General features: G+C 67.2%; 29 protein-coding genes. 15 read left to right on the plus strand and 14 right to left on the minus strand.

Features of this window, described 5'->3' with window-relative positions; genetic code table 11:
* Positions 1–186: 186 nt before the first annotated feature.
* The 4 genes from KF783_RS13000 to KF783_RS13015 all read right to left on the minus strand — a co-directional run bounded on the left by KF783_RS13000 (position 187) and on the right by KF783_RS13015 (position 3652).
* A complete protein-coding gene (locus tag KF783_RS13000; RefSeq protein WP_294079975.1) occupies positions 187–1113 on the minus strand; it encodes an electron transfer flavoprotein subunit alpha/FixB family protein in 927 nt (308 codons plus the stop codon).
* Positions 1110–1859, minus strand: a complete 750-nt coding sequence (locus KF783_RS13005; protein ID WP_294079977.1) for an electron transfer flavoprotein subunit beta/FixA family protein — start codon at positions 1857–1859, stop codon at positions 1110–1112. Before KF783_RS13005 ends, KF783_RS13000 begins: the two co-directional genes overlap by 4 nt.
* A 185-nt stretch (positions 1860–2044) precedes the next feature.
* A complete protein-coding gene (gene sucC / locus KF783_RS13010) occupies positions 2045–3244 on the minus strand; it encodes an ADP-forming succinate--CoA ligase subunit beta (protein ID WP_294079979.1) in 1200 nt (399 codons plus the stop codon).
* 108 nt (positions 3245–3352) lie between these two features.
* Positions 3353–3652: a hypothetical protein gene (locus KF783_RS13015; RefSeq protein WP_294079981.1), complete on the minus strand. Its 300-nt coding sequence runs from the start codon at positions 3650–3652 to the stop codon at positions 3353–3355.
* Between the two features lie 22 nt (positions 3653–3674).
* On the opposite strand from KF783_RS13015, the gene KF783_RS13020 reads away from it, so the two are divergent.
* Positions 3675–4178 carry a sterol desaturase family protein gene (locus KF783_RS13020; RefSeq protein WP_294080045.1) on the plus strand — a complete coding sequence of 168 codons (504 nt, stop codon included), beginning with the start codon at positions 3675–3677 and terminating at the stop codon, positions 4176–4178.
* Complete coding sequence (locus KF783_RS13025) at positions 4175–4921, plus strand: sulfite exporter TauE/SafE family protein (protein WP_294079983.1); 747 nt, start codon at positions 4175–4177, stop codon at positions 4919–4921. The genes KF783_RS13020 and KF783_RS13025 overlap by 4 nt, the downstream gene beginning before the upstream one ends.
* A 39-nt stretch (positions 4922–4960) precedes the next feature.
* Here KF783_RS13025 and KF783_RS13030 read toward each other — a convergent pair whose 3' ends face one another.
* On the minus strand, positions 4961–5896 hold the full coding sequence (locus KF783_RS13030) for a ribose-phosphate pyrophosphokinase (RefSeq protein ID WP_294079985.1): 936 nt from the start codon (positions 5894–5896) through the stop codon (positions 4961–4963).
* A gap of 236 nt (positions 5897–6132) precedes the next feature.
* Between KF783_RS13030 and KF783_RS13035 the strand changes: the two genes are divergently transcribed.
* Genes KF783_RS13035 through KF783_RS13045 form a run of 3 tightly spaced genes read left to right on the plus strand, consistent with a single transcriptional unit; the run spans position 6133 to position 9870 of the window.
* On the plus strand, positions 6133–7419 hold the full coding sequence (locus KF783_RS13035; protein WP_294079987.1) for a thiamine pyrophosphate-dependent enzyme: 1287 nt from the start codon (positions 6133–6135) through the stop codon (positions 7417–7419).
* A gap of 38 nt (positions 7420–7457) precedes the next feature.
* Positions 7458–8462: an alpha-ketoacid dehydrogenase subunit beta gene (locus KF783_RS13040; protein WP_294080047.1), complete on the plus strand. Its 1005-nt coding sequence runs from the start codon at positions 7458–7460 to the stop codon at positions 8460–8462.
* Positions 8463–8472: 10 nt separating this feature from the next.
* A complete protein-coding gene (locus tag KF783_RS13045) occupies positions 8473–9870 on the plus strand; it encodes a dihydrolipoamide acetyltransferase family protein (protein WP_294079990.1) in 1398 nt (465 codons plus the stop codon).
* 27 nt (positions 9871–9897) lie between these two features.
* Here KF783_RS13045 and KF783_RS13050 read toward each other — a convergent pair whose 3' ends face one another.
* Complete coding sequence (locus tag KF783_RS13050) at positions 9898–10830, minus strand: hypothetical protein (protein ID WP_294079992.1); 933 nt, start codon at positions 10828–10830, stop codon at positions 9898–9900.
* Positions 10831–10870: 40 nt separating this feature from the next.
* Here KF783_RS13050 and KF783_RS13055 point away from each other — a divergent pair, with 40 nt between their 5' ends.
* Positions 10871–11206: a YciI-like protein gene (locus KF783_RS13055; RefSeq protein WP_294079994.1), complete on the plus strand. Its 336-nt coding sequence runs from the start codon at positions 10871–10873 to the stop codon at positions 11204–11206.
* Between the two features lies 1 nt (position 11207).
* Here the strand turns inward: KF783_RS13055 and KF783_RS13060 are convergent, their stop codons facing one another.
* On the minus strand, positions 11208–12101 hold the full coding sequence (locus KF783_RS13060) for a prephenate dehydratase (RefSeq protein ID WP_294079996.1): 894 nt from the start codon (positions 12099–12101) through the stop codon (positions 11208–11210).
* A gap of 112 nt (positions 12102–12213) precedes the next feature.
* Between KF783_RS13060 and KF783_RS13065 the strand changes: the two genes are divergently transcribed.
* Positions 12214–12876 carry a cytochrome c family protein gene (locus tag KF783_RS13065; protein WP_294079998.1) on the plus strand — a complete coding sequence of 221 codons (663 nt, stop codon included), beginning with the start codon at positions 12214–12216 and terminating at the stop codon, positions 12874–12876.
* A gap of 12 nt (positions 12877–12888) precedes the next feature.
* On the opposite strand, the gene KF783_RS13070 is transcribed toward KF783_RS13065, so the two are convergent.
* Genes KF783_RS13070 through KF783_RS13080 form a run of 3 tightly spaced genes read right to left on the minus strand, consistent with a single transcriptional unit; the run spans position 12889 to position 15186 of the window.
* Positions 12889–13764, minus strand: a complete 876-nt coding sequence (locus KF783_RS13070) for an LOG family protein (protein WP_294080000.1) — start codon at positions 13762–13764, stop codon at positions 12889–12891.
* A 37-nt stretch (positions 13765–13801) separates the two neighbouring features.
* Positions 13802–14500, minus strand: a complete 699-nt coding sequence (locus KF783_RS13075; RefSeq protein WP_294080002.1) for an extensin family protein — start codon at positions 14498–14500, stop codon at positions 13802–13804.
* Positions 14501–14535: 35 nt separating this feature from the next.
* Positions 14536–15186 carry a DUF4328 domain-containing protein gene (locus KF783_RS13080; protein ID WP_294080004.1) on the minus strand — a complete coding sequence of 217 codons (651 nt, stop codon included), beginning with the start codon at positions 15184–15186 and terminating at the stop codon, positions 14536–14538.
* Positions 15187–15339: 153 nt separating this feature from the next.
* Here KF783_RS13080 and KF783_RS13085 point away from each other — a divergent pair, with 153 nt between their 5' ends.
* From KF783_RS13085 to KF783_RS13095, 3 genes are all read left to right on the plus strand, one after another.
* Entirely contained in the window at positions 15340–16476 is a 1137-nt protein-coding gene (locus KF783_RS13085) for a phosphoserine transaminase (protein WP_294080006.1), read from the plus strand.
* Between the two features lie 105 nt (positions 16477–16581).
* A complete protein-coding gene (gene serA, locus KF783_RS13090) occupies positions 16582–18159 on the plus strand; it encodes a phosphoglycerate dehydrogenase (RefSeq protein ID WP_294080008.1) in 1578 nt (525 codons plus the stop codon).
* A gap of 128 nt (positions 18160–18287) precedes the next feature.
* Positions 18288–19379, plus strand: coding sequence for an ATP phosphoribosyltransferase regulatory subunit (locus KF783_RS13095; RefSeq protein WP_294080010.1), 1092 nt, complete (start codon positions 18288–18290; stop codon positions 19377–19379).
* A gap of 19 nt (positions 19380–19398) precedes the next feature.
* Here KF783_RS13095 and KF783_RS13100 read toward each other — a convergent pair whose 3' ends face one another.
* Positions 19399–19689, minus strand: a complete 291-nt coding sequence (locus KF783_RS13100) for a 4a-hydroxytetrahydrobiopterin dehydratase (RefSeq protein ID WP_294080012.1) — start codon at positions 19687–19689, stop codon at positions 19399–19401.
* A 39-nt stretch (positions 19690–19728) separates the two neighbouring features.
* Here KF783_RS13100 and KF783_RS13105 point away from each other — a divergent pair, with 39 nt between their 5' ends.
* From KF783_RS13105 to KF783_RS13120, 4 genes are all read left to right on the plus strand, one after another.
* The gene (locus KF783_RS13105; protein WP_294080014.1) at positions 19729–20139 is read left to right on the plus strand and encodes a metallopeptidase family protein; all 411 of its coding nucleotides are present in this window, start codon (positions 19729–19731) and stop codon (positions 20137–20139) included.
* The gene (gene ccmA, locus KF783_RS13110) at positions 20136–20720 is read left to right on the plus strand and encodes a heme ABC exporter ATP-binding protein CcmA (RefSeq protein ID WP_294080016.1); all 585 of its coding nucleotides are present in this window, start codon (positions 20136–20138) and stop codon (positions 20718–20720) included. Before KF783_RS13105 ends, ccmA begins: the two co-directional genes overlap by 4 nt.
* Before the next feature lie 118 nt (positions 20721–20838).
* On the plus strand, positions 20839–21483 hold the full coding sequence (locus KF783_RS13115; RefSeq protein ID WP_294080018.1) for a heme exporter protein CcmB: 645 nt from the start codon (positions 20839–20841) through the stop codon (positions 21481–21483).
* A gap of 66 nt (positions 21484–21549) precedes the next feature.
* On the plus strand, positions 21550–21807 hold the full coding sequence (locus KF783_RS13120) for a hypothetical protein (RefSeq protein ID WP_294080020.1): 258 nt from the start codon (positions 21550–21552) through the stop codon (positions 21805–21807).
* Positions 21808–21834: 27 nt separating this feature from the next.
* Here the strand turns inward: KF783_RS13120 and KF783_RS13125 are convergent, their stop codons facing one another.
* From KF783_RS13125 to KF783_RS13135, 3 genes are all read right to left on the minus strand, one after another.
* Positions 21835–22704: a class I SAM-dependent methyltransferase gene (locus KF783_RS13125; RefSeq protein ID WP_294080022.1), complete on the minus strand. Its 870-nt coding sequence runs from the start codon at positions 22702–22704 to the stop codon at positions 21835–21837.
* 9 nt (positions 22705–22713) lie between these two features.
* Positions 22714–24111, minus strand: a complete 1398-nt coding sequence (thrC, locus tag KF783_RS13130) for a threonine synthase (protein ID WP_294080024.1) — start codon at positions 24109–24111, stop codon at positions 22714–22716.
* An 82-nt stretch (positions 24112–24193) separates the two neighbouring features.
* On the minus strand, positions 24194–24652 hold the full coding sequence (locus tag KF783_RS13135) for a GFA family protein (protein WP_294080026.1): 459 nt from the start codon (positions 24650–24652) through the stop codon (positions 24194–24196).
* Between the two features lie 145 nt (positions 24653–24797).
* Here KF783_RS13135 and KF783_RS13140 point away from each other — a divergent pair.
* A partial coding sequence (locus tag KF783_RS13140) for an SgcJ/EcaC family oxidoreductase (protein WP_294080027.1) occupies positions 24798–25038 on the plus strand: 241 nt, incomplete at its 3' end.

Raw genomic sequence — 25038 nt, forward strand, 5'->3', positions numbered from 1 at the left:
CCGCTTCATCGCGACGGGCATTGCCTGTTGCCAGCCATCGACAGCGGCTGGGCGAACCGCGCGAGGGACGCGGTCGGCAGCGCCGCGATCCTGCGCCATCTGCGGACGATTCCGACGCCCGCATCGCCGAAACGAAAAAGGGCGGCGCCAAACCCGACGCCGCCCGATTTCGCCGATCGCGATGCGTTACAGTTTCTCGGTGAGTTCCGGCACGACCTTGAAGAGGTCGCCGACCAGGCCGATGTCGGCGACCTGGAAGATGGGGGCGTCCTCGTCCTTGTTGATCGCGATGATCGTCTTGCTGTCCTTCATGCCCGCCAGATGCTGGATCGCGCCGGAAATGCCGATCGCGATGTACACCTCGGGCGCGACGATCTTGCCGGTCTGGCCGACCTGATAGTCGTTGGGGACATAGCCCGCATCGACCGCCGCGCGGCTCGCGCCGACGCCCGCGCCCAGCTTGTCCGCCAGCGGCTCGATCAGCGCATGGAAGTTCTCGCTGTTTTGCAGCGCGCGGCCGCCCGAGACGATCACCTTGGCGCTGGTCAGCTCGGGCCGTTCGCTCTTGGCGATCTCTGCGCCGACAAAGCTTGACAGGCCCTTGTCGCCGCCGCCCGAAACGCTTTCGACGCTGGCCGAGCCGCCTTCGGCCGCCGCCTTGTCAAAGGCGGTGCCGCGCACCGTCAGCACCTTCTTCGCGTCGGACGAGGTGACCGTCGCGATCGCGTTGCCGGCATAGATCGGGCGCGTGAAGCGATCGCCATCGATCCCGATCACCTCGCTGACCTGCATGACGTCGAGCAGCGCGGCGACGCGCGGGGCGATGTTCTTGCCCGTCGTCGTGGCGGGCGCGACGAACGCGTCATAGCCGCTCATCAGGTCGGCGATCAGCGGCGCGACATTCTCCGCCAGCCCATGGCCGTAAGCGGGATCGTCGGCCAGCAGCACCTTCGATACGCCGGCGATCCTGGCCGCCGCATCCGCCGCGCCCTTCGCGTTCTCGCCCGCGACCAGCGCGACCACATCGCCCAGCTTGCCCGCCGCGGTGACCGCGGCGAGCGTCGCGTCCTTCACCGAGGCATTGTCGTGTTCGACCCAGACCAGCACGCTCATTTCGCAACTCCCAGTGCCTTCAGCTTGGCGACAAGCTCATCCACATCCGCAACCTTCACGCCGGCTGTCCGCTTGGCAGGCTCGGCAACGCTGACGACCGTCAGGCGCGGGGTCACATCGATGCCGTAATCGGCCGGCGTCTTTTGCGCGAGCGGCTTGCTCTTGGCCTTCATGATGTTGGGCAGCGAGGCGTAGCGCGGTTCGTTGAGGCGGAGATCGGTGGTGACGATCGCCGGCGTCTTGAGCTTCACCGTTTCAAGGCCGCCATCGACTTCGCGCGTCACCTCGACGCTGTCGCCCGACAGCTCGACCTTGCTGGCGAACGTACCCTGGCCCCAGCCGAGCAGCGCGCCGAGCATCTGGCCGGTCTGGTTGTTGTCGTCGTCGATCGCCTGCTTGCCCAGGATCACCAGCCCCGGCTCTTCCTCCTGCGCGACCTTGGCGAGCAATTTCGCAACGCCGAGCGGCTCGACCTTTTCCTCCGAAACGATCAGGATCGCGCGGTCGGCACCCATGGCAAGCGCGGTGCGCAGCGTTTCCTGCGCCTTCGCCTCACCGATCGAGACGACGACGATCTCACTCGCCACGCCCTTTTCCTTCAGGCGGATCGCCTCTTCCACGGCGATCTCGTCAAACGGGTTCATGCTCATCTTGACGTTCGCGAGGTCCACCCCCGTCCCGTCCGCCTTCACCCGTGGCTTCACATTATAGTCAAGCACCCGCTTGACCGGCACCAGCACTTTCATCGCTTCCTCCGCTCCATCGCGTCGTTTTGCAGTTTCGAGTCTGCGTTTCTCTAAGTCGTTTCCGGGCATTTTCGCAAGTCCGGTATGGCAAACACCGGCGCCGTAACGTCATGCCCGCAAACAAAAAGGGGGCCAGGACGCGAAACGCCCCGGCCCCCTTTCAATGGGGTTCGAATGCGCGACGATCAAGCAGCCTGCTTGACCTCCGCCACGATCTTGCGCGCGGCGTCACCCAGATCGTTCGCCGGCACGATCGCCAGACCCGAATTGGCGAGGATGGCCTTGCCCTCCTCGACATTGGTGCCTTCGAGGCGAACCACCAGCGGGACCGACAGGTTCACTTCCTTCGCGGCGGCGACGATGCCCTCCGCGATGATGTCGCACTTCATGATCCCGCCAAAGATGTTGACCAGAATGCCCTTCACCGCCGGGTCGGCAAGGATGATCTTGAACGCCGCGGTGACCTTTTCCTTCGACGCGCCGCCGCCGACGTCGAGGAAGTTGGCCGGGAACATGCCGTTCAATTTGATGATGTCCATCGTCGCCATGGCAAGACCGGCGCCGTTGACCATGCAGCCGATATCGCCGTCGAGCTTGATATAGGCGAGGTCGTACTTGCTCGCCTCCAGCTCGGCCGGATCCTCCTCGGTCTCGTCGCGCAGCTCGGCCAGGTCCTTGTGGCGGAACATCGCGTTGCCGTCGAAGCCGACCTTGGCGTCGAGGACGAGCAGATTGCCCTGTTCGGTCAGCGCCAGCGGATTGATCTCGATCTGCGCGGAGTCGGTGGCCAGGAACGCGTCGTAGAGCGACTTGGCGACCTTTGCCGCCTGCTTGCTCTGGTCGCCGGTCAGGCCCAGCGCGGCGGCGACGGTGCGCCCGTGATGCGGCATGAAGCCGGTCGCCGGATCGACATCGAAGGTGTGGATCTTTTCGGGGGTCGAATGGGCGACCTCCTCAATGTCCATCCCGCCCTCGGTCGAGACGACGAAGGCGACGCGACCGGTGGCGCGATCGACCAGCAGCGCGAGGTAGAATTCCTGCGCGATATCGGCGCCGTCCGTGATGTAGAGGCGATTGACCTGCTTGCCCGCCTCACCGGTCTGCACCGTGACCAGCGTGTTGCCCAGCATGTCGGTGGCGTGGGCGCGCACCTCGTCCAGGCTGAAGGCGAGGCGAACGCCGCCCTTCGCATCCGGACCCAGTTCCTTGAACTTGCCCTTGCCGCGCCCGCCGGCGTGGATCTGGGACTTCACGACGTAAAGCGGCCCGGGCAGCTTCTTTGCGGCCTCGACCGCCTCTTCGACGGTGAAGGCGGGAAAGCCGGCGGCGACCGGCGCGCCATATTTGGCGAGCAGTTCCTTGGCCTGATATTCGTGAATGTTCATGAAGCAGCCCTTTGCGTTGCAGCAAAATCCGCGCCGCTTAAGCACAGGGCCGCGCGGGAATCAAATCATGTGTGATTGGAATTGCGACGCAATCTCAATAACGCCTGGTCAGCGCGCGAGGCCCGTCGCGCACAGCGCCCCGGAACTCGACGTCACCGCCAGGATTTCCGGATCGCCCAGCGCCCGCACGCGATGCAGGAACCGGTCGAGCGATTCGGCCCCGCCCGCACGGGGAAGATCGGCGATGCGCATCAGCTGATTGAGGCTGAGGCGATCGACCATCCGTCCGGCCATGCACGCGGCGAGCGGGCGCGGCAGACCGGCATTGACCAGGCCGGCGCGCAGCCGCGCCTCCGGCACCGCACAGCCGGCGAGCAGGAGCATGACGAGAAGAGGTGCGCTTCGCATGCCGCGTCGCTATAGCGCCGCCATGCACCCCGCAATCGGTATCGCGCTGTTCGTCGGCACCGTCGCCTTCATGGAGGGCGTCGCCTATGTCGCCCATCGCTGGATCATGCACGGGCCGGGCTGGTTCCTGCACAAGAGCCATCATGTGCCGCGCACCGGCAATTGGGAATTGAACGACCTCTATGCCGTGATCTTCGCGGTGCCGTCCTTCGTGCTGCTGCTGGGCGGCGTGCAACTGGGCTGGTGGCCCGGATGTACCTGGATCGGCGCGGGCATCGCCGCCTATGGGGCGATCTATTTCGGGTTTCACGACGTGATCGTTCACCGGCGGGTGAACCACCGCTACATCCCGCGCTCCGCCTATATGAAGCGGATCGTCCAGGCGCACCGGCTGCATCATGCGGTGGAGACGAAACACGGCACCGTCAGCTTCGGCTTCCTGTGGGCGCCGGCGCCGGAGACGCTCAAGGCGCGGTTGAATGCCGGCGGCAATCAGGGGGTACGCGGCCCGCGCGGCGGGCGATGATCGCCGATCCGTTCTTCTATGCGCTGGCGGTGCCGGCGGTGGTGCTGCTGGGCCTGTCAAAGGGCGGGTTCGCCGGGATGGGCGCCCTGTCGCTGCCGATGATCGCCTTTGCGATCGATCCGGTGCGGGCGGCGGCGATCCTGCTGCCGATCCTGATCGTCCAGGATGTGGTGGGCGTATGGGCGTTCCGGCGATCGGTGGACGGCTATGTGCTCGGCTGGACGCTGGCGGGGGCGGTGATCGGCATCGCCATCGGCTATCTGTTCGCGGCAAGCGTGCCGGCGGCGCTGGTGCTGGCGGCGGTCGGCGCGATCTCGGTCCTGTTCGGCGCATTCCGGCTGTGGCGCGACCGGATGGGGCCGGCGGCGGCGTCCGATTCGCCGGGATGGATCGGCGCGCTGTTCGGCATCGCCTCGGGCTTCACCAGTCAGATCGCCCATGCCGGCCAGCCGCCGTGGCAGCTATGGGTGCTGCCGCGCCGGCTGTCGCGCGACATGCTGGTCGGCACGACAGCGGTGTATTTTGCGCTGGTGAACTGGATCAAGGTGCCGGCCTATCTGGCGCTCGGCCAGTTCACGCGCGAAAATCTGTTGACCGCCGGGGCGCTGATGCCGGTGGCGATCCTGTCGACCATGGCGGGGGTGTGGCTGGTCCGGCGGGTGTCGCCGGAGCGGTTCTACACCGCGATCTACTGGCTGATGATCGGGGTCGGCATCGTGCTGATCTGGAAAGCGGTGGCGTAGGGTCCGCTCATGCGGCGGCGCCGCCGCCGCGCCACGCGCTCAGTCGAACAAGCTCGACACCGAACTTTCGTCGGCGATGCGGCGAATCGCCTCGGCCAGCAGCGGCGCGATGGTGAGGTGGCGAATCCGCTGCGCCTGATCGACGATATTGTGGTTGCCGATCGAATCGGTGATGACCAGTTCCTTCAGCAAGGATCCGTCCACGCGCGCGACCGCGCCGCCCGACAGCACGCCATGGGTGCAATAGGCGACGACATCCTCCGCCCCCGCCTCCTTCAGCGCGGCGGCGGCGTTGCACAGCGTGCCGGCCGAATCGACGATATCGTCGATCAGCACGCAAAAGCGGCCGGATACGTCGCCGATGATGTTCATCACCTCCGATTCGCCGGCCCGTTCGCGACGTTTATCGACGATCGCCAGCGGGGCGTTGTCGAGGCGCTTGGCCAGCGCGCGCGCGCGCACCACGCCGCCGACATCGGGCGAGACGACCATCAGATTCTTGTCGGAGAAACGCGCCTTGATATCCTCGCTCATCACCGGGGCGGCGAAGAGATTGTCGGTCGGAATGTCGAAAAAGCCCTGGATCTGCCCGGCATGGAGATCGACGGACAGGACCCGGTCGGCCCCCGCCTTGGTGATGAGGTTGGCCACCAGCTTTGCCGAGATCGGCGTGCGCGGCCCGGGTTTGCGATCCTGGCGCGCATAGCCGAAATAGGGGAGGACGGCGGTGATCCGCTTGGCCGAGGCGCGCTTGCACGCATCGATGCAGATCAGCAGCTCCATCAGATTGTCGTTCGCCGGATAGCTGGTCGATTGCAGCAGGAACACATCCTCGCCCCGAACATTCTCGAGGATCTCGACGAAAATCTCTTCATCGGCGAAGCGGCGCACATTCGCCTGGGTCAGCGGGATTTCGAGATAGGAGGCGATCGCCTGGGCGAGCGGCAGATTCGAATTGCCGGCCATCAGTTTCATGTGACGTGCGCTCCCTGCTCCGCGGAAGCGTCCCCCTTAGGGACGGCATCGCCGTGGGGGAAGGGGGCGATTCGTTTACTTGCGGTGGAGCAGGGTGCGAGAAGAAGGTAACATTCGATTCAGGACAGCGTTGCTGTCCCATCTCGACTCGCGCTTTGAAAGATTATAACAGGGGCCTGAAATACTATTCCGTGCGTTCAGGTGACACGGAAGGCCCCTTTGACGCTGGAGAGAGCATGACCGCGGAACCGCCGCGCCCGAACCTGCCGCCGCTGCGGCTACATGTCCCCGAACCGAAGTTTCGGCCGGGCGACAGCGTCGATTTCGCCGATGTGACGGTGCCGCCCGCCGGGCTGCAACCGCGTCCGGACACCGCCGCCGATCCGGCCGGTTTCCAGGATCTGGCCTATACGCTGATCCGGGTGCTCGACGGCGACGATCGCGCGGTCGGGCCGTGGAACCCGCGGCTGGATCCGGACACGCTGCGCCGTATGCTCCGCGACATGGCGCTGACCCGCGCGTTCGACGAGCGGATGTTCCGCGCCCAGCGGCAGGGCAAGACCAGCTTCTACATGAAATGCACCGGCGAAGAGGCGGTGGCGATTCCCGCGACCCATGCGCTGGCGCAGGACGACATGTGCTTTCCCAGCTATCGCCAGCAGGGCATCCTGATCGCGCGCGGATACAGCCTGGTCCAGATGATGAACCAGATCTATTCGAACAGCGGCGACGCGTTGCAGGGCAAGCAGCTGCCGATCATGTATTCGTCGAAAGAGGACGGGTTCTTCTCGATCTCCGGCAATCTGGCGACCCAATATCCCCAGGCGGTGGGTTGGGCGATGGCGAGCGCCGCGAAGGGCGATACCCGCATCGCCGCGACATGGTGCGGCGAAGGATCGACGGCGGAGGGCGACTTCCACTCCGCGATGACGTTCGCGACCGTGTACAAGGCACCGGTCATCCTGAACGTGGTGAACAACCAATGGGCGATTTCGAGCTTTTCGGGCTTTGCCGGGGCCGAGGCGACGACCTTTGCCGCGCGCGCGCTGGGCTATGGCATGGCCGGGCTGCGCGTCGATGGCAATGACGCGCTGGCGGTCTATGCCGCGACGCAATGGGCGGCGGAGCGGGCGCGGACCAACCAGGGACCGACGCTGATCGAACATTTCACCTATCGTGCCGAGGGGCATTCAACCTCCGACGATCCCGGCGCCTATCGCAGCGCGGGTGAACCGAACGCATGGCCGCTGGGCGATCCCATCGCGCGGTTGAAGGCGCATCTGATCGCGATCGGCGAATGGGACGAGGCGCATCATGCCGAACAGGACCGGATGCTGGCCGAGCAGGTGAAGGCGGCCCAGAAGGAAGCGGAGAAGAACGGCATTCTGGGCCATGGCCTGCACCAGCCGCTCGATTCGCTGTTCGAGGGCGTGTTCGAGGAGATGCCGTGGCACCTGCGCGAACAGCGGCAGCAGATGCTGGACGAAGAGGAAGCGAGCGGACGGCCATGGGCGAGGAAGTGATGGACGCGCCGGCGCGCGACGCGGGCGAGACCGCGCGCATGAACATGATCCAGGCGATCAATTCGGCGCTGGACGTGATGATGGCGCGCGACGCCGATGTGGTCGTGATGGGCGAGGATGTCGGCTATTTCGGTGGGGTGTTCCGCGCGACCGCCGGCCTTCAGGCCAAATATGGCAAGACCCGCGTGTTCGATACGCCGATCACCGAATGCGGCATTATCGGGGTGGCGATCGGCATGGGCGCCTATGGCCTGCGCCCGGTGCCGGAAATCCAGTTCGCCGATTATATCTACCCCGCGCTCGACCAGCTGGTGAGCGAGGCGGCGCGGTTGCGCTACCGGTCGGCGGGGCAGTTCACCGCACCGTTGACGGTGCGTTCGCCGTTCGGCGGCGGCATTTTCGGCGGGCAGACGCACAGCCAGTCGCCCGAGGGTATCTTTACCCATGTGTCGGGCGTGAAGACGGTGATCCCATCGACGCCATATGACGCCAAGGGGCTGCTGATCGCGTCGATCGAGGACAATGACCCGGTCATCTTCTTCGAACCCAAGCGCATCTATAACGGGCCGTTCGACGGCTATTGGGACCGCCCGGCCAAGAACTGGTCTAGCCACCCGGGCGGCGAGGTGCCGACCGGCCATTACCGGATCGAACTGGGCAAGGCCGCGATCGTGCGCCCCGGTGAGGCGATCACGATCCTGGCCTATGGCACGATGGTGCATGTCGTGCGCGCGACGGTGGACGAGATGGGCATCGACGCCGAGATCATCGACCTGCGCACGCTGGTGCCGCTGGACATCGAAACGATCGAGCAATCGGTGCGCAAGACCGGCCGCTGCATGGTCGTGCATGAAGCGACACGGACCAGCGGCTTTGGCGCGGAGCTGGTCAGCCTGGTGCAGGAACGCTGTTTCTATCACCTGGAGGCGCCGGTCGAGCGCGTTACCGGCTTCGACACGCCCTATCCCCACAGCCTGGAATGGGCATATTTCCCCGGGCCGGTCCGCATCGGACAGGCGCTCAAGAAAATCCTGAAGGATTAAGGACCCGCTGATGGCACGCTTCACCTTCCGTCTCCCCGACATCGGCGAAGGCATCGCCGAGGCCGAGATCGTCGCCTGGCACGTGAAGGTCGGCGACCGGATCGAGGAGGATCAGCAGGTCGCGGACATGATGACCGACAAGGCGACGGTCGAAATGGAATCGCCGGTGTCGGGCGTCGTCGTCGAACTGGCCGGAGAGGTCGGCGATCAGGTGCCGATCGGATCGGCGCTGATGGTGGTCGAGACCGAAGACGAGGGCGAGGGCGAGGGCGAGACCGCCGGCGCCACCGACGAGGATGCCGCGCGCGCCGCAGCCGGCACGGACGCCGACGCCGGCCAGGCGATCCCGCCGCCGCCCGTCGCCGACGCGGCGGAGGCGCAGATCGAGGCGGAGACGCCGGGCGTGGACGAGGTGACCGAACCCTTGCCCGACGCGCCGGCCGCGACCGCCGGCGATGCGGGCGACCCCCCGGTCGCCGCGCCGCCGCCGCCCGCGAATCCGTCGCCTCAGGCAACCGGTGGTGGCGATGAAGAGGATAACGCGCCCGCGAAAATCCTCGCCTCCCCCGCCGTGCGCCAGCGCGCCAGAGACCTGGGCGTCGATCTGGGCGCGGTGAAGGCCGATGGCGACCGGGTGCGCCACGCCGATCTGGACGCATATCTGCGCTATGGGTCGGGCGAGGGTTATCACGCGCCGCACACCAGCCGCGCCCGCGAGGACGAGGCGGTGAAGGTGATCGGCATGCGTCGCCGCATCGCCGAGAACATGGCCGCGTCGAAGCGGGCGATCCCGCACTTCACCTATGTCGATGAAATCGATGTCACCGCGCTGGAGGCGATGCGCGGCGACCTGAACGCCAATCGCGGGCCGCGACCAAAGCTGACGATGCTGCCGTTCCTGATCGTCGCTATCTGCCGCACCCTGCCTCAATTCCCGATGCTGAACGCGCGCTATGACGACGAAGCGGGCGTGGTGACGCGGCACGGGCGCGTGCATCTGGGCATGGCGACGCAGACCGATGCGGGATTGATGGTCCCGGTGATCCGCGACGCGCAGGACATGAATGTGTGGCAACTGGCCACCGAGATCGGCCGGCTGGCCGAGGCCGCGCGCAGCGGCAAGGCACGGAGCGAGGAGCTGTCGGGATCGACGCTCACCATCACCTCGCTCGGCCCGCTGGGCGGGATCGCGACGACGCCGGTAATCAACCGGCCCGAAGTCGCGATCATCGGCCCGAACAAGATCGTCGAGCGCCCGGTCTTTCACGGCGACGACATCGTGCGGGCAAAGCTGATGAACCTGTCGATCAGCTGTGACCACCGCGTGGTCGATGGCTGGGACGCGGCAAGCTATGTCCAGGCGGTGAAGAAGCTGCTCGAAACGCCGGTACTGCTCTTCGCCGACTAGGGATCCGACCGCGGGCGCGGGCTGCGCTCAGCTGAGCGCCGCGCGCACCTTCTCACGACCGGCGACGCGCTTGTCATGCGCGCTCGTCTGAAGGCGTTGCAGCGCCTCTGCCGCGGCCTGGCGCTGCGCCGCGATCGCCTTGAACGCGGCGGCGTCGGCGGCGTTCGAAAAGCCGAAATAGCCGCCGTCATTGCGCCAGCTGCGCTTCGCCAGCAGCGCGCACTGGGCGCGGATCGCGCGGATCGTCTCGATCCGGTTGGCCAGCAGCGCGTCAACGTCGTCGGCGCCGACGATCGCGCCCGCGCCCTGTTTGACCGGAGCGCCGAATTCGGACGTGTCGATCGCCGTCATCACATCGGCGATCCGCGCCGCAGCGGCCCGGCTCTGCTCGCGGGCCAGCTTTTCCATGTCGCCGATCGCCCCGCAATCGGCGACCGCCTCCGGCGCCTGGCCGAGCGAATAGGGGCTGCCCAGCGCAGCGAGATTGAATCGCCCGAACGCCTGGGCATAGGCCGTTGCGTCGCGCTCGCCCTGCGCAAGGGCGGCGAAATAGGCGGCGGATACCGGCCCGCCATTCGCAGCGCCGCTGGGCAGCGAAACCGATCCGTCCTTTTCCACCTCAAGCTCCGCAAAGGTGCGGGCATCACCCGACGCACGCGCGGCGAAGATTCGCTCCGCCCCGATCGCTGCGAGCGCACCCGCCGCCGGCAACGCGACCAGCGCGCCGACGATCACCGGCCATTGCCGCGCGCGCAGCCCGACCGCCAGCACCGCAAGCCACAGCACCAGCCCTGCGCCGACTCCGGACAGCAGCGAGGTGGCGAAATCCTGCCGGCGCAACAGCGCCGAGGCGAACACCGATGCGAGCGCCAGCAGCAGACAGCCGAACAGTGCCACCAGCAGCGGCAGGCCCCAGATGCTCGTCCCGCGCGCGCCGTCCCGATCGAACTCGTCGTCCATGCCGATTTTCCCCTTCCACCCATCGCATTAGCATCGCGCGATGTTGCCTGCGAGCGCCGACGCGCGATACCGCACCGGGATGGATCATCATCTGCTCTTCTACGATCTTGCGCCGGACTATCTGGCGCGGCGCCCCGATTTCCGCGCCGCGCATCTCGACCTTGCCTGGGCCGCAGCCGATGCCGGCGAGCTGTTGCTGGGCGGGGCGGTGGGCGATCCGGCCGAATCGGCGCTGCTGCTGTTCACCAGCGGCACGGCGGCGGAGCGATTCGCGCGCGCGGACCCCTATGTGGCGAACGGCCTGGTCACCGGCTGGCGCGTGCGGCGATGGACGACCGTCGCCGGGGCGGGCGCGGCAACGCCGGTCCGCCCCTGACCTATTCCGGCCGGGCGCGCGCCTGCGGATAGGTGCCGAGCACCCGCATCGATTTGGTGTGGAAACGAAGCTCGTCGAGCGCGCGATCGACGGCCGGATCGCCGGGGCGGCCGACGATATCGGCATAGAATTCGGTCGCCGCGAAGCTGCCCCCGCGCTGATAGCTTTCGAGCTTGGTCATGTTGACCCCGTTCGTCGCGAACCCGCCCAGCGCCTTGTACAGCGCGGCGGGAATATTCTTCACCTCAAAGATGAAGGTCGTCATCCACGGGCCGTGGCCGACCAGCGCGCCGGCGGCACGGGCAAGGACGACGAAGCGCGTCATATTGTGGTCGGCATCGGCGACGTCATTGTCAAAGACCGTCAGGCCATAGAGCGGCGCGGCGCCCGGCGGCGCCAGCGCGGCGAGCGCAGGATCGCCCTGGGCCGCGACGACGGCGGCGGCGCCGGCAGTGTCAGGATAGGCGACAGGAGCGATGCCCTGTGCCTTCAGCCAGTGGCGGCACTGTCCCAGCGCCTGCGGATGGCTCATCGCCTGGCGGACGTCCGCGCGCGCGCCCGACCCCATCAGCGCGTAGCGGATCGGCAGAAAATGCTCGCCGGTGATGACCAGCCCCGATTCGGGGAGCAGGAAATGGATGTCGGCGACGCGGCCGTGCAGCGAATTTTCGATCGGGATCATCGCGCAATCGGCACGCCCGTCGCGCACCGCATCGATCGCATCCTCGAAACTGAAACAGGGGAGCGGCAGGCCGGCGGGAAAGGATTCCATCACCGCGATATGCGAATTTGCACCCGGCGCGCCCTGAAACGCGACCGCGCGTTCGGGTTCGGCGCGGGCGGCGTCGGTCATCCGCGCCACGATCGGGCGCGCGGGCGCGGCAAAACTATCCATCGGCGCGCGCGCTTAACGGTCGCGACCGGCTGCTGCAACCCTGGGTTGCGGTGCGCAAAAGGCCACACTAAAGAACCCGGCCAAGAACAACACGGGGCAGAACGGGCGCGCAATGGACAATCGCATGAACACGATCGCAGGCTGGGTCCTGTTCGGCTGCGCCGCAGCGCTGGGCCTGTCGATCGCCAGCGGCATGATCTATCACAGCGAAGCCCCTGAAAAGGCTGGATATCCGGTCGAAAGCGCCGACGGCGCAGAGGGCGCGGGCGGCGCGGCCAAGGTCGAACCGATCGCCAACCGGCTGGCCGCCGCCGACGTGACCAAGGGTCAGGCGTCGTTCGCGAAGTGCGCCGCCTGCCATTCGATCAACCAGGGCGGCGCGAACGGCGTCGGCCCGAACCTGTACGGCGTGGTCGGAGAGGAACTGGCCGCCGCGAAGCACGGTTTCCCCTTCTCCGACGCGCTCAAGTCGAAGGGCGGCAAGTGGACGTTCGACGCGCTCGACGCGTGGCTGACCAGCCCGCGCAAGTTCGCCGACGGCACCAAGATGACCTTTGCCGGCCTGTCCGACCCGCAGGAGCGCGCCAACGTCATCGCCTATCTGAACGCACAGGGATCGAACCTGCCCTTCCCGCCGCCCGAAGCGGCGCCGGCGGCAGGGGCCGAAGGCGGCGACAACGCGACCGCACCCGATCTGGCCAACGGTGCGACCCCGGCTTCGGGCGCGCCGTCGGTCGATCCGGCCGCCGCGGTCGAGGCCGCAAAGAAGGAGTAATCGCGAAGGGGGTCAGGCCCCCTCGCGCTCCTCATAGAATTTCTGGACGATTTCCCAGCCCTCTTCCGCCGTTTCGCAGAAGTGGAAGAGGTTGAGGTCGCGCGGCGAAATCACGCCTTCCTCGCACAGCGCCTCGAAATTGACGACGCGGTTCCAGAACTCCTTGCCGTAAAAGAGCACCGGTATCGGGGCGATCTTGCCGGTCTGGATAAGCGTCAGCAGTTCGAACGATTCGTCGAACGTGCCGAACCCGCCCGGAAACACCGCAACCGCACGGGCGCGCAGCAGGAAATGCATCTTGCGGAGCGCGAAATAATGGAACTGGAAGCTGAGCGAGGGCGTGACATATTCGTTGGGCGCCTGTTCGTGCGGCAGCACGATGTTCAGCCCCACGGTTTCGCACCCATTTTCCACCGCGCCGCGATTCGCGGCCTCCATGATCGATGGCCCGCCCCCCGAGCAGACGACGAAGTGGCGATCGCCATTCTCGTCGCGCGGGTGGCAGCTCGCCAGCGCCGCCAGTTCCCTGGCGACGTCATAATATTTCGACTTCTCGATCAATCGCTGGGCGATGCGCCGTGACTGGTCGTCGGTGGCCAGGTCGAGCAGCGCCTGGGCCTTGGAAGGTTCGGGGATACGCGCCGAGCCGTAGATCACGAACATCGACGCGATCTTCGCCTCGTCCATCAACAGCTGGGGCTTGAGCAGTTCAAGCTGGAAGCGGACCGGTCGCAGATCCTCGCGCAACAGGAAATCCATGTCCTGAAAGGCGAGGCGATAGGCGGGATGTTCGGTTTGCGGGGTCGAGATCGCCGTTGCGGCGGTTTCGGCATCCTGGCGCGCCCGGGCGAAAACGCGCGACGGGACTTTCCGGTTCGGATCGTTCATCGCCGAGCCTTATGTGCGGCGGCGGCGAAGCGCAAGATCAGCGGCAGAACGGGCCGCGCCCCATGTCGAGATGCAGGTGATTGCGATGCGCGGCATTGTAATCGGGGCTGAGCACCGTCGCGAATCGCCGGCACGCCGATTTATGGACGACACGCAGAAATTCGCGCTCGCGCGGGTCGGACGAGTTCCAGCCGCGCTCGATCGTCACGCGCCGTCCGTCGGCGAATAGAAAGGCCGCGACGTCCACCGCATTGCCCAGTCCATGTTCCGAAATCCGCGCGGCCGACGCCGCGCTGCCGCCGATGATGCCGCGACAGGCATAGGTGCCATAGGTTTCCACGCGCACCAGCTCGCTTCCCAGGATTTCCCGCGCGGCGGGTGCGGCGCCGTTGCGCAGCCACGCGACGAAGGTGCGCGCGAGCGGGCAGCGCATCCCTTTCAGCCCCGAAACCGGAACCCCGATATCGATCAGCTGAACCGCGCCGACCACCATGCACCCCCCGCCATAGTCGCGATCAGGCAGCGGGCTGAACCGCACATTCTGACGCGACAGGTCGGCATAGCATTGCTGCGTTTCCCGGCTGGTCGGCAGGTTCAGCGTCACCGGTCCGCGCGGATCGGGCCGCACCGGCCCGGCACGCGGCGTGATGCGGTCGTCGCCACCGCCGCCGCCGCCGAACAGGCAGCCCGCAAGCAACAGCGGAAGACACAGGGCCGGGACGACACGCCAAAACATGCCGGAAATTCTAACCCGGACTGGTTAAGCGCGGCTTATTCGAACACGTCCGCATCGTTGAGATGCGCCTGCTGCGCCGACAGCCGCGCGATCAGGCGCGTCAGGACCAGCACCAGCGGCACGTCGAACACAAAGGTGGCGATATCGATCCACGCCGACAGTTCCAGCCCCTCGACCGTCTGCATCCGCATCGAAATCTGGAACGACAGATTGCCGGCGATGCTCGACGCCAGCCACAGTCCCCACCAGGCGCGCAACAGGCCCGGCACCGGTTCGGCTTCCGGATCGTCGGGCGAGAAGCTCGCCTGCCAGATCTCGCGCATCGCCTCGAACGGCTTGATCAGGTTGGCGAAGGGAACGAAATACCAGCCGACCGCCCAGCCCGGGCTGATCGTCATCGCGTCGCTGCGCGCATGTGCATTGGCGCTGACCCGGTATGTCCAGCGCGCGACCATCACGATGGTGACGATGAAGACGGCGATCATCGCCAACCCGGTCACGCCGGCGATCGAATCGGCCAGCACCGGCCACCCGTCGGGATCGTTGCCCGCCGCAAGCCGATCGGCGTCGGAAACAACCCAGATCAGCAGCGCCTGCGACGCGGTGAACGCCGCATCGGCCAGCAGCCACACCCACAGCAGCACGATCGCCGCCCGTGCGCGGCCGGCCGGATCGATCACCCCCATATCGCCGTCTCCCTCACCCCGAATCCGCGCAGATTGGACGCGAAGCGCAGGGCTGTCGAGCGGAATGGCTTGACTTCGCCACGCGCGTCTTTAGGGCCGCCGGCGGGCCACGCGGTCCCAACGCCGCGCGTGCTCTCTGCAAGGAGAGACTAAATGACTGATACCCCCGCCGCCCCGGCAACGAAGCCGGCGCGCCCGTATTTCTCTTCCGGTCCCTGCGCCAAGCCGCCGGGCTGGTCCCCCGAAAAACTCGATTCGCAAAGCCTGGGCCGGTCGCACCGGTCAAAGATCGGCAAGGTGCGCCTCGCTTATTGCATCGATCTGATGCGCGAGATGCTGCGCCTGCCCGACACCCATCGCATCGGCATCGTGCCGGGATCGGATACGGGTGCCTTTGAAATGGCGATGTGGACGATGCTGGGCGCGCGCGGCGTGACGACGCTGGCCTGGGAAAGCTTTGGTGAAGGTTGGGTCACCGATGCGGTCAAGCAGCTGAAGCTCGATCCCGCGGTGATCCGCGCCGATTACGGTCAGCTGCCCGATCTGGCGCAGGTCGATTGGAGCACCGACGTGCTGTTCACCTGGAACGGCACGACCAGCGGCGTTCGCGTCCCCGATGGCGACTGGATCCCGGCGAACCGCGAGGGACTCGCCTTCGCCGATGCGACGAGCGCGGTCTTCGCCTACGACCTGCCATGGGACAAGATCGACGTCGCGACCTTCAGCTGGCAGAAGGTGCTGGGTGGCGAGGGCGCGCACGGCGTGCTGATCCTGGGTCCCCGCGCGGTCGAACGGCTGGAAAACTATACCCCGGCCTGGCCGCTGCCGAAGCTGTTCCGCCTGACCAAAGGCGGCAAGCTGGTCGAGGGCGTGTTCAAGGGCGAGACGATCAACACGCCGTCCATGCTGGCGGTGGAGGACGCGATCTTCGCGCTCGAATGGGCGAAATCGCTGGGCGGCGCGGCAGGCCTCATCGCCCGCAGCGATGCCAACGCCGCCGCGCTCGACCGGATCGTCGCCGAGCGCGACTGGCTCGGCCATCTCGCCGCCGACGAAGCCTCGCGGTCGAAGACCAGCGTGTGCCTGACCGTCGCCGGCGCGGACGAGGCGTTCATCAAGAAGATGGCCTCGCTGCTCGAGAAGGAAGAGGCCGCGTTCGACGTCGCCGGCTATCGCGATGCGCCGCCGGGACTGCGCATCTGGTGCGGGGCGACGGTTGACACCGCCGATATCGAGGCGCTCGGGCCGTGGCTCGACTGGGCCTATGCGTCGGCGAAGGCGGCCGCCTGATCTGCATCTCTCCCGCACAGGCGGGGACCCATTCCTCCCGGCTCGGCGCGCGTTGGCGACCTGAGCCGGGTCCCCGCTTTTGCGGGCAAGACGAAGGATATTGAAATGCCCAAGGTACTGATCAGCGACAAGATGGACCCCAAGGCCGCGCAGGTCTTTCGCGAGCGCGGGGTCGAGGTGGACGAGATCACCGGCAAGACGCCCGAGGAGCTGAAGGCGATCATCGGCGACTATGACGGCCTCGCCATCCGCAGTTCGACCAAGGCGACGAAGGAGATCATCGACGCCGCGACGAAGCTGAAGGTGATCGGCCGCGCCGGCATCGGCGTCGATAATGTCGATATCCCCTATGCCAGCGGCAAGGGCGTGGTGGTGATGAACACCCCGTTCGGCAATTCGATCACCACTGCCGAACATGCCATCGCGCTGATGTTCGCGCTTGCCCGCCAGCTGCCCGAAGCGAACGCGCAGACCCAGGCGGGAACCTGGCCCAAGAACGGGTTCATGGGGGTCGAGGTGACCGGCAAGACGCTGGGCCTGATCGGCGCGGGCAATATCGGCTCGATCGTCGCCGACCGCGCGCTGGGCCTGCGGATGAAGGTGATCGCGTTCGACCCGTTCCTCAGCCCCGAGCGCGCGGTGGAGCTGGGCGTCGAGAAGGTCGAGCTGGACCAGCTGCTGGCGCGCGCCGACTTCATCACGCTGCACACGCCGCTGACCGATCAGACGCGCAACATCCTGTCCCGCGAGAACCTGCTCAAGACCAAGAAGGGCGTGCGCATCATCAACTGCGCGCGCGGCGGGCTGATCGACGAGGCGGCGCTCAAGGAGCTGCTCGACAGCGGTCATGTCGCGGGCGCGGCGCTCGACGTGTTCGTCACCGAACCGGCGAAGGAACATCCGCTGTTCGGCACCCCGAACTTCGTCGCGACGCCTCACCTCGGCGCATCGACCAGCGAGGCGCAGGTCAATGTCGCGATCCAGGTCGCCGAACAGATGGCCGATTTCCTGGTCAATGGCGGCGTGACGAACGCGCTCAACATGCCGAGCCTGACCGCCGAGGAAGCGCCCCGGGTCAAGCCGTATATGGAGCTGGCGGAGAAGCTGGGCAGCCTGGTCGGCCAGCTGGCACATGGCAATCTCGATCGCATCTCGATCCATAGCGAGGGGGCAGCATCGGAGGTCAACCAGAAGCCGATCGTCAGCGCGGTGCTCGCCGGCTTCCTGCGCGTCCATTCCGATACGGTAAACATGGTCAACGCCCCCTATCTGGCGCGGGAGCGCGGGATCGAGGTGCGCGAGATCAAGACCGAGAAGGAAGGTGATTATCACACGCTGGTGCGCGTGTCGGTAAAGACCGATGCGGGCGAGCGTTCGGTCGCCGGTACGCTGTTCGGCAACAAGGCGCCGCGCCTGGTCGAGCTGTTCGGGATCAAGGTCGAGGCCGATCTGGCCGGCCACATGCTCTATGTCGTCAATGAGGACGCGCCGGGCTTTATCGGCCGGATCGGCAGCGCGCTGGGCGATGCCGGGGTCAATATCGGCACCTTCCACCTGGGCCGGCGCGACGCCGGCGGCGAGGCGGTGTTGCTGCTGTCGGTCGATGAGGCGGTGACTCCCGAGCTGATCGCGACGGTACGCGCGCTGCCCGGGGTGAAGACCGCGATGGCACTGCGGTTCTAGAACCGGAACGTCACCCGGACTTGTTCCGGGGTCCACAGTGCGGCAAGCGACCCGCACGAACATTCGGGCATGGGCGCCCGAGGCGTTGTGGATCCCGGCATCCGGCCGGGGTGACGAAGGGCTGAGCGATGAACGGACTGCTTCCCGAAGGTTTCCACGATCGCCTGCCGCCGCACGCCGACGCGGCGGCGGCGCTGGAGGCGCGGGTGCTCGATGTCGCGCGCCTCTATGGCTATGAGCGTGTCGATCCGCCGCTGGCGGAGTTCGAGGCGTCGCTGGGCGCACGGCTGAAGGCGGCGAGCGCGAAGGACGCGGTGCGGTTTACCGATCCGGTGTCGCGCGCGACGCTGGCGATCCGGCCGGATATCACCGCCCAGATCGGCCGGATCGCGGCGACGCGCATGGCGCATCATCCGCGGCCGGTGCGCCTGTCCTATGCCGGACCGGTGCTCAAGCTGCGCGCAAGCGAACTGCGCCCGGAACGCGCGATGCGCCAGATCGGCTGCGAGCTGATCGGGCGCGACGGCGTGGCGGCGGCGTGCGAGATCGTGACCGTGGCGGTCGCCGCACTGGAGGCGGCGGGCGTCCCGGGCCTGGCGCTCGACTTCACGCTTCCCGATCTGGTCGAGCAGCTGGCGCCGGGCATGAACGGCGATCGGCTGGCCGCGCTGCGTGAACGGCTCGATGCGAAGGACGCGGCCGGGGTGGCGGCGATCGATCCGGCCTTCCTGCCGCTGATCGAGGCGGCGGGGCCGTTCGATGCCGCCGTGGAGCGGTTGCGCGCGCACGATGCGAAGGGCGCGCTGACGAGCCGGCTCGACGGGCTGGCCGAGGTGGCGCGGGCCGTGGCCGGCCGCGTCGCGCTGACGCTCGACCCGACCGAGCGGCACGGCTTCGAATATCAGAGCTGGATCGGCTTTTCGCTGTTCGCGCGCGGGGTGCGCGGCGAAATCGGGCGCGGCGGCAGCTATTCGGTGATCGGCGCGCGCGGCGACGAGCCGGCGGTCGGCTTTTCGCTCTATGCCGACCCGATCCTCGATGCGGGGCTGGCGACCGGCGACCGCCGGCGATTGTTCCTGCCGATCGGCACCGATCCGGCGATCGCCGGCCGATTGCGCGCGCAGGGCTGGGTCGCGGTCGCCGCGCTGGACGCCGACGACAGCGCCGGCGCACAGCTATGCACCCATATCCTGCGCGACGGCGAACCGGTCGCAATATAGCCCCCGGCGCGGCGGGACCCTAATCCACCAGCGCGTCGATCGCCTGTGCCATATCGATATCGCGGCCCGAGAGGCCGCCGGCGTCGTGCGTGGTCAGCAGGATTTCGACCCGGTTCCACACATTCGACCATTCGGGATGGTGATCCGCCTTTTCCGCGAGCAGCGCGACCTGTGTCATGAAGGCGAACGCCTGGCTGAAATCATCGAAGGTGAAGCTGCGCGTGATCGCGTCGCGGCGCGCGTCATAGTCCCATTCGCTCAGCCCATCGAGCGCGTCCTCGCGCTCCGCCTCGCTCAGTTGTTCGACCATCCTTCCCCTCCTCTTCCTGCTGCGGCATAGCGCAGGGCGATGACGGACAAAACAGAGACGTTCGCGCCGGCCGCCGATGCGATCGAGGCGCTCGCCCGTGCCGCGCTCGCGCGGATTCCCGCGCCGTTCGCGGACTATCTGCCCGACATCGTCCTGATCGTCGAGGAGTTCGCCGATGCCGCCACGTTGCGCGAGATGGGGATGGAGGACCCGTTCGAGCTGACCGGCCTCTATTCGGGTCGCCCGGTCGGCGAGAAGGAGGGGTTCGCGCCGGGCGAGATTCCGCAGCCGGACACGATCCACCTGTATCGCCGCCCGCTGCTCGACGAATGGGTGGAAACCGGGGTGAGCCTGGAGGCGCTGATCACCCATGTCGTGGTACATGAGGTGGGGCATCATTTCGGGCTGAGCGACGACGACATGCACGCGCTGGAAGACGGGGTCGCGTGAGCGGTGCGGCGATCCGGCTGGAGGACGTCGCCTGCATGCGTGGCGGACGTACGCTGTTCGCGGGGCTGGACCTGACGCTGGAAGCCGGCGGGGGGGCGTTGATCACCGGACCCAATGGCGCGGGCAAGTCCAGCCTGATCCGCATCGTCGCGGGGCTGCTCGACGCCAGCGCGGGGCGGGTCACGGTGACCGGTGCGCGCGCATTGCTGGCGGAGGCGGCGGGACTGGACCCGGAATTGCCGGTGAGCGAGGCGCTGCGCTTCTGGGCCGCGCTGGACGGGCGGCGCGACGCGGTGGCCGGCGCGCTGGATGCGGTGGGCCTGGCGGATCTGGCGCCGGTGCCGGTGCGGATGCTCTCGACCGGTCAGCGCAAGCGGGTCGGCATCGCCCGCGTGGTGGCGAGCGGGGCGCCGATCTGGCTGCTCGACGAGCCGGCAAACGGGCTGGACCATGGCGCGATCGGCATGCTGGGCGGCCTGATCGCGGCGCATCGCGCGGCCGGCGGCATCGCGCTGGTCGCGACCCATCTGCCGATCCGGATGCAGGGCGCACGGGAGATCGTGATCGGGGGTGGGGCGTGAGCCGAGCGACTCATCCCCGGCCCGTTCTCCTGCGAAAGCAGGAGCCCAGGGTCACGCACCACCTTCCTCGGTGTCACTGGACCCCTGCTTTCGCAGGGGAACAACCGGATCATCTCACATGAGGGGGTTCGGCGCACTCGTCACCCGCGAGCTTCGCCGGGCCTGGGCGGCTGGCGGCCTGACCCTGCCGATCGCCTTCTTCCTGCTGGTCGCGATCCTGTTTCCGTTCGCGGTCGGGCCGGAGCCGAACCTGCTCGCCCGGATCGGCGGCGGGGTGATCTGGGCGGCGGCGCTGCTCGCCGCGCTGTTGCCGGTCGAGCGGCTGGTCGCGCCCGACATGGAAAGCGGCGTGATCGATCAGCTGGCGGTGCGCGGCTGGGGCGATTCGAGTGTCGCCGCGGCGAAGATCGTGGGGCATTGGCTGGGCTTTGCGCCGACCCTGTTGATCGCGGTGGTCGTGGCGAGCGGGTTGCTGGGTCTGTCGCTGGAACAGGCGCTGGCGGCGGGGTTGAGTTTGCTGATCGGCACGCCGGGACTGGCGGCGCTGGGGGTTGCGACCGCCGCGCTGACCGCCGGGCTGCGCGGCGCGGGCGCGGTGGCGGGGCTGGTGATGCTGCCCTTCGCGGTGCCGCTGCTGATCTTTGGCGCGGGGGCGATGGGGAATGATCCGGGCGCGGTGAAGCTGCTGGGCGCGGTGAGCCTGTTGCTGGTGGCCGGCTGCCCGTTCGTGGCGGGGGCGGCGATGCGGATGGGGCGGGGGTAGGAGCCACGAACTCTACACGATCCAGCAGCCGTTGCCGACTTTCTCGCCGCTTGGTAGCCTCCAAGAATGAAAGAAGCTGTAGAACGCATAATTGACGTCCTGAACCAGCCGCTCTCTAACGATGAACGTGCGGCGGGATGGACCCAAAGCAAAAAGGCCGGGTACATACCCGTGTTCGAGAAGCTACTTGAGCAGATCAGCCGCAGAGAACCGGTGCCATATTTCGGAATTGCACGCAGCCTTGATGCCTACGGCCTTAGCACCGGTAACCTATGCGAAATGATGTACAGCGTTGCCAACGAGACTAACGATAAACTTCGATAGGTAGGCAATCCTGCGAGATTGCGGTGCTTAGCGACTCCACCGCGCAAAGATCGCGGTTGGCAGCACCAGTCCCCTAGCCTCCTCGCGCACGCCGAGTTCGCCGCATTCGACTTTGCCGCCGAGGTCCGCGAAATGCTGGTTGAGGAGTTCGCCGATGGCGAGGGCGGACATGCGGATCGCGTAGACGGTGAGGAACAGGAAGCGCGAATCGGCGTCGAGCAACTGGCGACAATCGGCGATCAGGCCGGGAAGGTCGCGTTCGAGTTGCCACACCTCGCCGGTCGGGCCGCGCCCATATTTGGGGGGATCGAGCAGGATGCCGTCATAGCGGCGACCGCGACGCACCTCACGCGCAACGAACTTGGCCGCGTCGTCGATGATCCAGCGCACCGGCTTGTCGGTCATGTTCGACAGCGCGGCATTGCCCCTGGCCGCCTCGACCGATTTCTTGCTGGCATCGACATGCACCATCTGCGCGCCGGATGCCGCCATCGCCAGCGTGCCGACGCCGGTATAGCCGAACAGGTTCATGACAGTCGGCGCGTCGACCCCGGCGACCTGTTCGCGCATCCAGCTCCATACCGGCGCCATGTCCGGAAAGAAGCCGAGATGGCGGAAGGGCGTCGTCTGGGCGGTGAACTTCGCCTCGTTCCACGCCAGCGGCCAGCCTTCGCGCGGGACCGGTTTGGTGAACGTCCAGCGGCCCCCTCCTTCCTCGTCCGATCCCGGTACGAACTCGCCATGGGCGTCCCAGTCGCCCGATGCGGGCGCCCACATCGCCTGCGGTTCCGGGCGGATGAAGCGATAGGCGCCATAGCGTTCGAACTTGCGGCCATCGCCACTGTCGATCAGGCCATAATCGGCCCAGGGTTCGCCGGTCAGGGTAATCAGGTCCATGTCCCCGCCTTAGCGCGGCGTCGCGCGTTCCGCGATATAGCCCGTCACCGCGTCGAACGTCGCGGGCAGGACCGCATAGCGTTCCTCGCGGTCGAACAAATCCCCCACACGCGGCGGCAGCGTGGGGCGGATCCCCGTCGATCGTTCCACCGCATCGCCGAATTTCGCGGGATGCGCGGTCGCCAGCGTGACGATCGGTACGTCGGCGGGGACATCGGCGCGGCGCGCGGCGGCCAGGCCGATCGCGGTGTGCGGATCGAGAATCTCGCCGGCATGCGAACAGGCCCAGGCCATCGCCTGTGCCATGTCGCCCGCTTCGATCCGGTCGCTGGCGAACAATTGGGCCGCGCCCTGCTGCTGCGCGTTGGTGAGGCGCATCGCGCGCGTCGATTCGAATCCGCGCATCTGATCCGCCAGCGCCACGCCATCGCGACCGGCGAGGTCGAACAGCAACCGTTCGAAATTCGAACTGACCTGAATGTCCATGCTGGGCGCTGCGGTCGGTGTGACGGTGCCGGCCGAATAATCCCCGCTGGACAGCGCGCGGTGGAGGATGTCGTTGACGTTGGTGGCGACGATGAGCCGCGCCACCGGCAGCCCCATCCGTGCGGCGACATAGCCGGCGAAGACGTCGCCGAAATTGCCGGTCGGCACGCTGAACGCCACCGGCCGTTCCGGCGCGCCAAGGCGCACGGCGGCGTAGAAATAATAGACCACCTGCGCCATCAGCCGCGCCCAGTTGATCGAATTGACCGCCGTCACCTTGAAGCGGGATGAAAAGGCGGCGTCGCCGAAACTGGCCTTCACCAGCGCCTGTGCGTCGTCGAAACTGCCCTCGATCGCGATATTGTGGACGTTGGGGGCGAGCACGGTCGTCATCTGCCGGCGCTGCACCTCGGACACGCGGCCCTTGGGGTGGAGCATGAAGATGTCGACCTTGGCGCGGCCGGCCAGCGCGTCGATCGCGGCCGAGCCGGTGTCGCCGCTGGTCGCGCCGATCACGGTCAGGTGGGTGTCGCGCTTCGCCAGGAAGCGCTCGAACAGCAGGCCGAGCAGCTGGAGCGCGACGTCCTTGAAGGCGAGGGTGGGTCCGTGGAACAGCTCCATCAGCCACTGCCGATGGTCGAGCTGCTTGAGCGGCACCACCGCGGCATGGGCGAAGCGGCCATAGGCGGCCTCGCACAGCTCCTTCAGCTCGGCATCGTCGAGCGCGCCGGCGACGAACGACTTCATCACCGCGACGGCGGTGTCGACATAGGACAGGCCGCGCAGCGCCGCGATCTCGGCGGTCGAGAAGACCGGCCATTGTTCGGGCACATAGAGGCCGCCGTCCGCCGCGAGTCCCGCGAGCGTGACGTCTTCGAATCCGAGGCGCGGGGCCGAGCCCCTGGTGCTGACATACTGCATGACCGGCGGCCCTTAGCGGGCGAGGCCCGACGCGGCAAGAAAATCAGCCTCCGAAATGCGCGCCGCCCCCGCCCGACCGGCGTCAGGAAGGAAGCGGCAGCCCGGCTACGGCGGGACTCGGCGCGACGGCCCGGGGCCGTTCGCGTTCGTGCCGGGGCAGCGCGTCGATCGTGTCGAACCAGCCGATCCGGCTCTCGCGCCAGATATGGAAGGCGGGCGGCAGCCAGGTCGGATCGTCGAGCGTCGCCATGGTGACGTCGATCAGCCCGGGCGTGCGATCGACCCGCATGGCGAGCGAGCTGCCGCAGTCGCGGCAGAACCAGCGCTCGCCGATCTCCGACGATCGGTAGCGGACCGGATCGCCCGCCTCGACATGGAAATCGACCAGCGGCACCGAGGCGAAGGCCATCACCGGCGCGCCGCCGAAGCGCTGGCACATGCGGCAATGGCAATAGCCGGGATCGAACGGCGCGCTCGCCAGCCGATAGCGGATTCGTCCGCACAGGCAGCCGCCCGTCCGCGAAGCGTCGCCGGCCGTCATCGGTCGCCGCCGTGATGATCGGGATGAGCCTTGTCCATCATTCCTCTCCCATGGGACCGGAAGCGAACGAGCTTTCCCCGCGCAAGGCTCCGCCGGCTGATGCGAGCGGTTGGAATTTCCCGATGGGCGCCGATAGGAAGGGAGCATGAGCAACCGGCCCGAAGGATGCGCGATGACGCCCGCCGATCTCACCCGACGTTTCGAGGCGGCGTGGAACGCGCACGACATGGACGCGTTCGGCCGGCTGTTCCACGCCGATGCGACCTTCGTGAACCGCTTCGGCACCTATTGGCGCGGCGTCGAGCAGATCGTCGCCGGCCATGCGGGCATCCACGCGTCGGTCTACAGCGATTCGACCCTGGAGATCGACGCGCCCGACGTCGATC

The sequence above is a fragment of the Sphingomonas sp. genome (genome assembly GCF_019635455.1).
In the GTDB taxonomy this organism is placed as follows: Bacteria; Pseudomonadota; Alphaproteobacteria; order Sphingomonadales; family Sphingomonadaceae; genus Sphingomonas.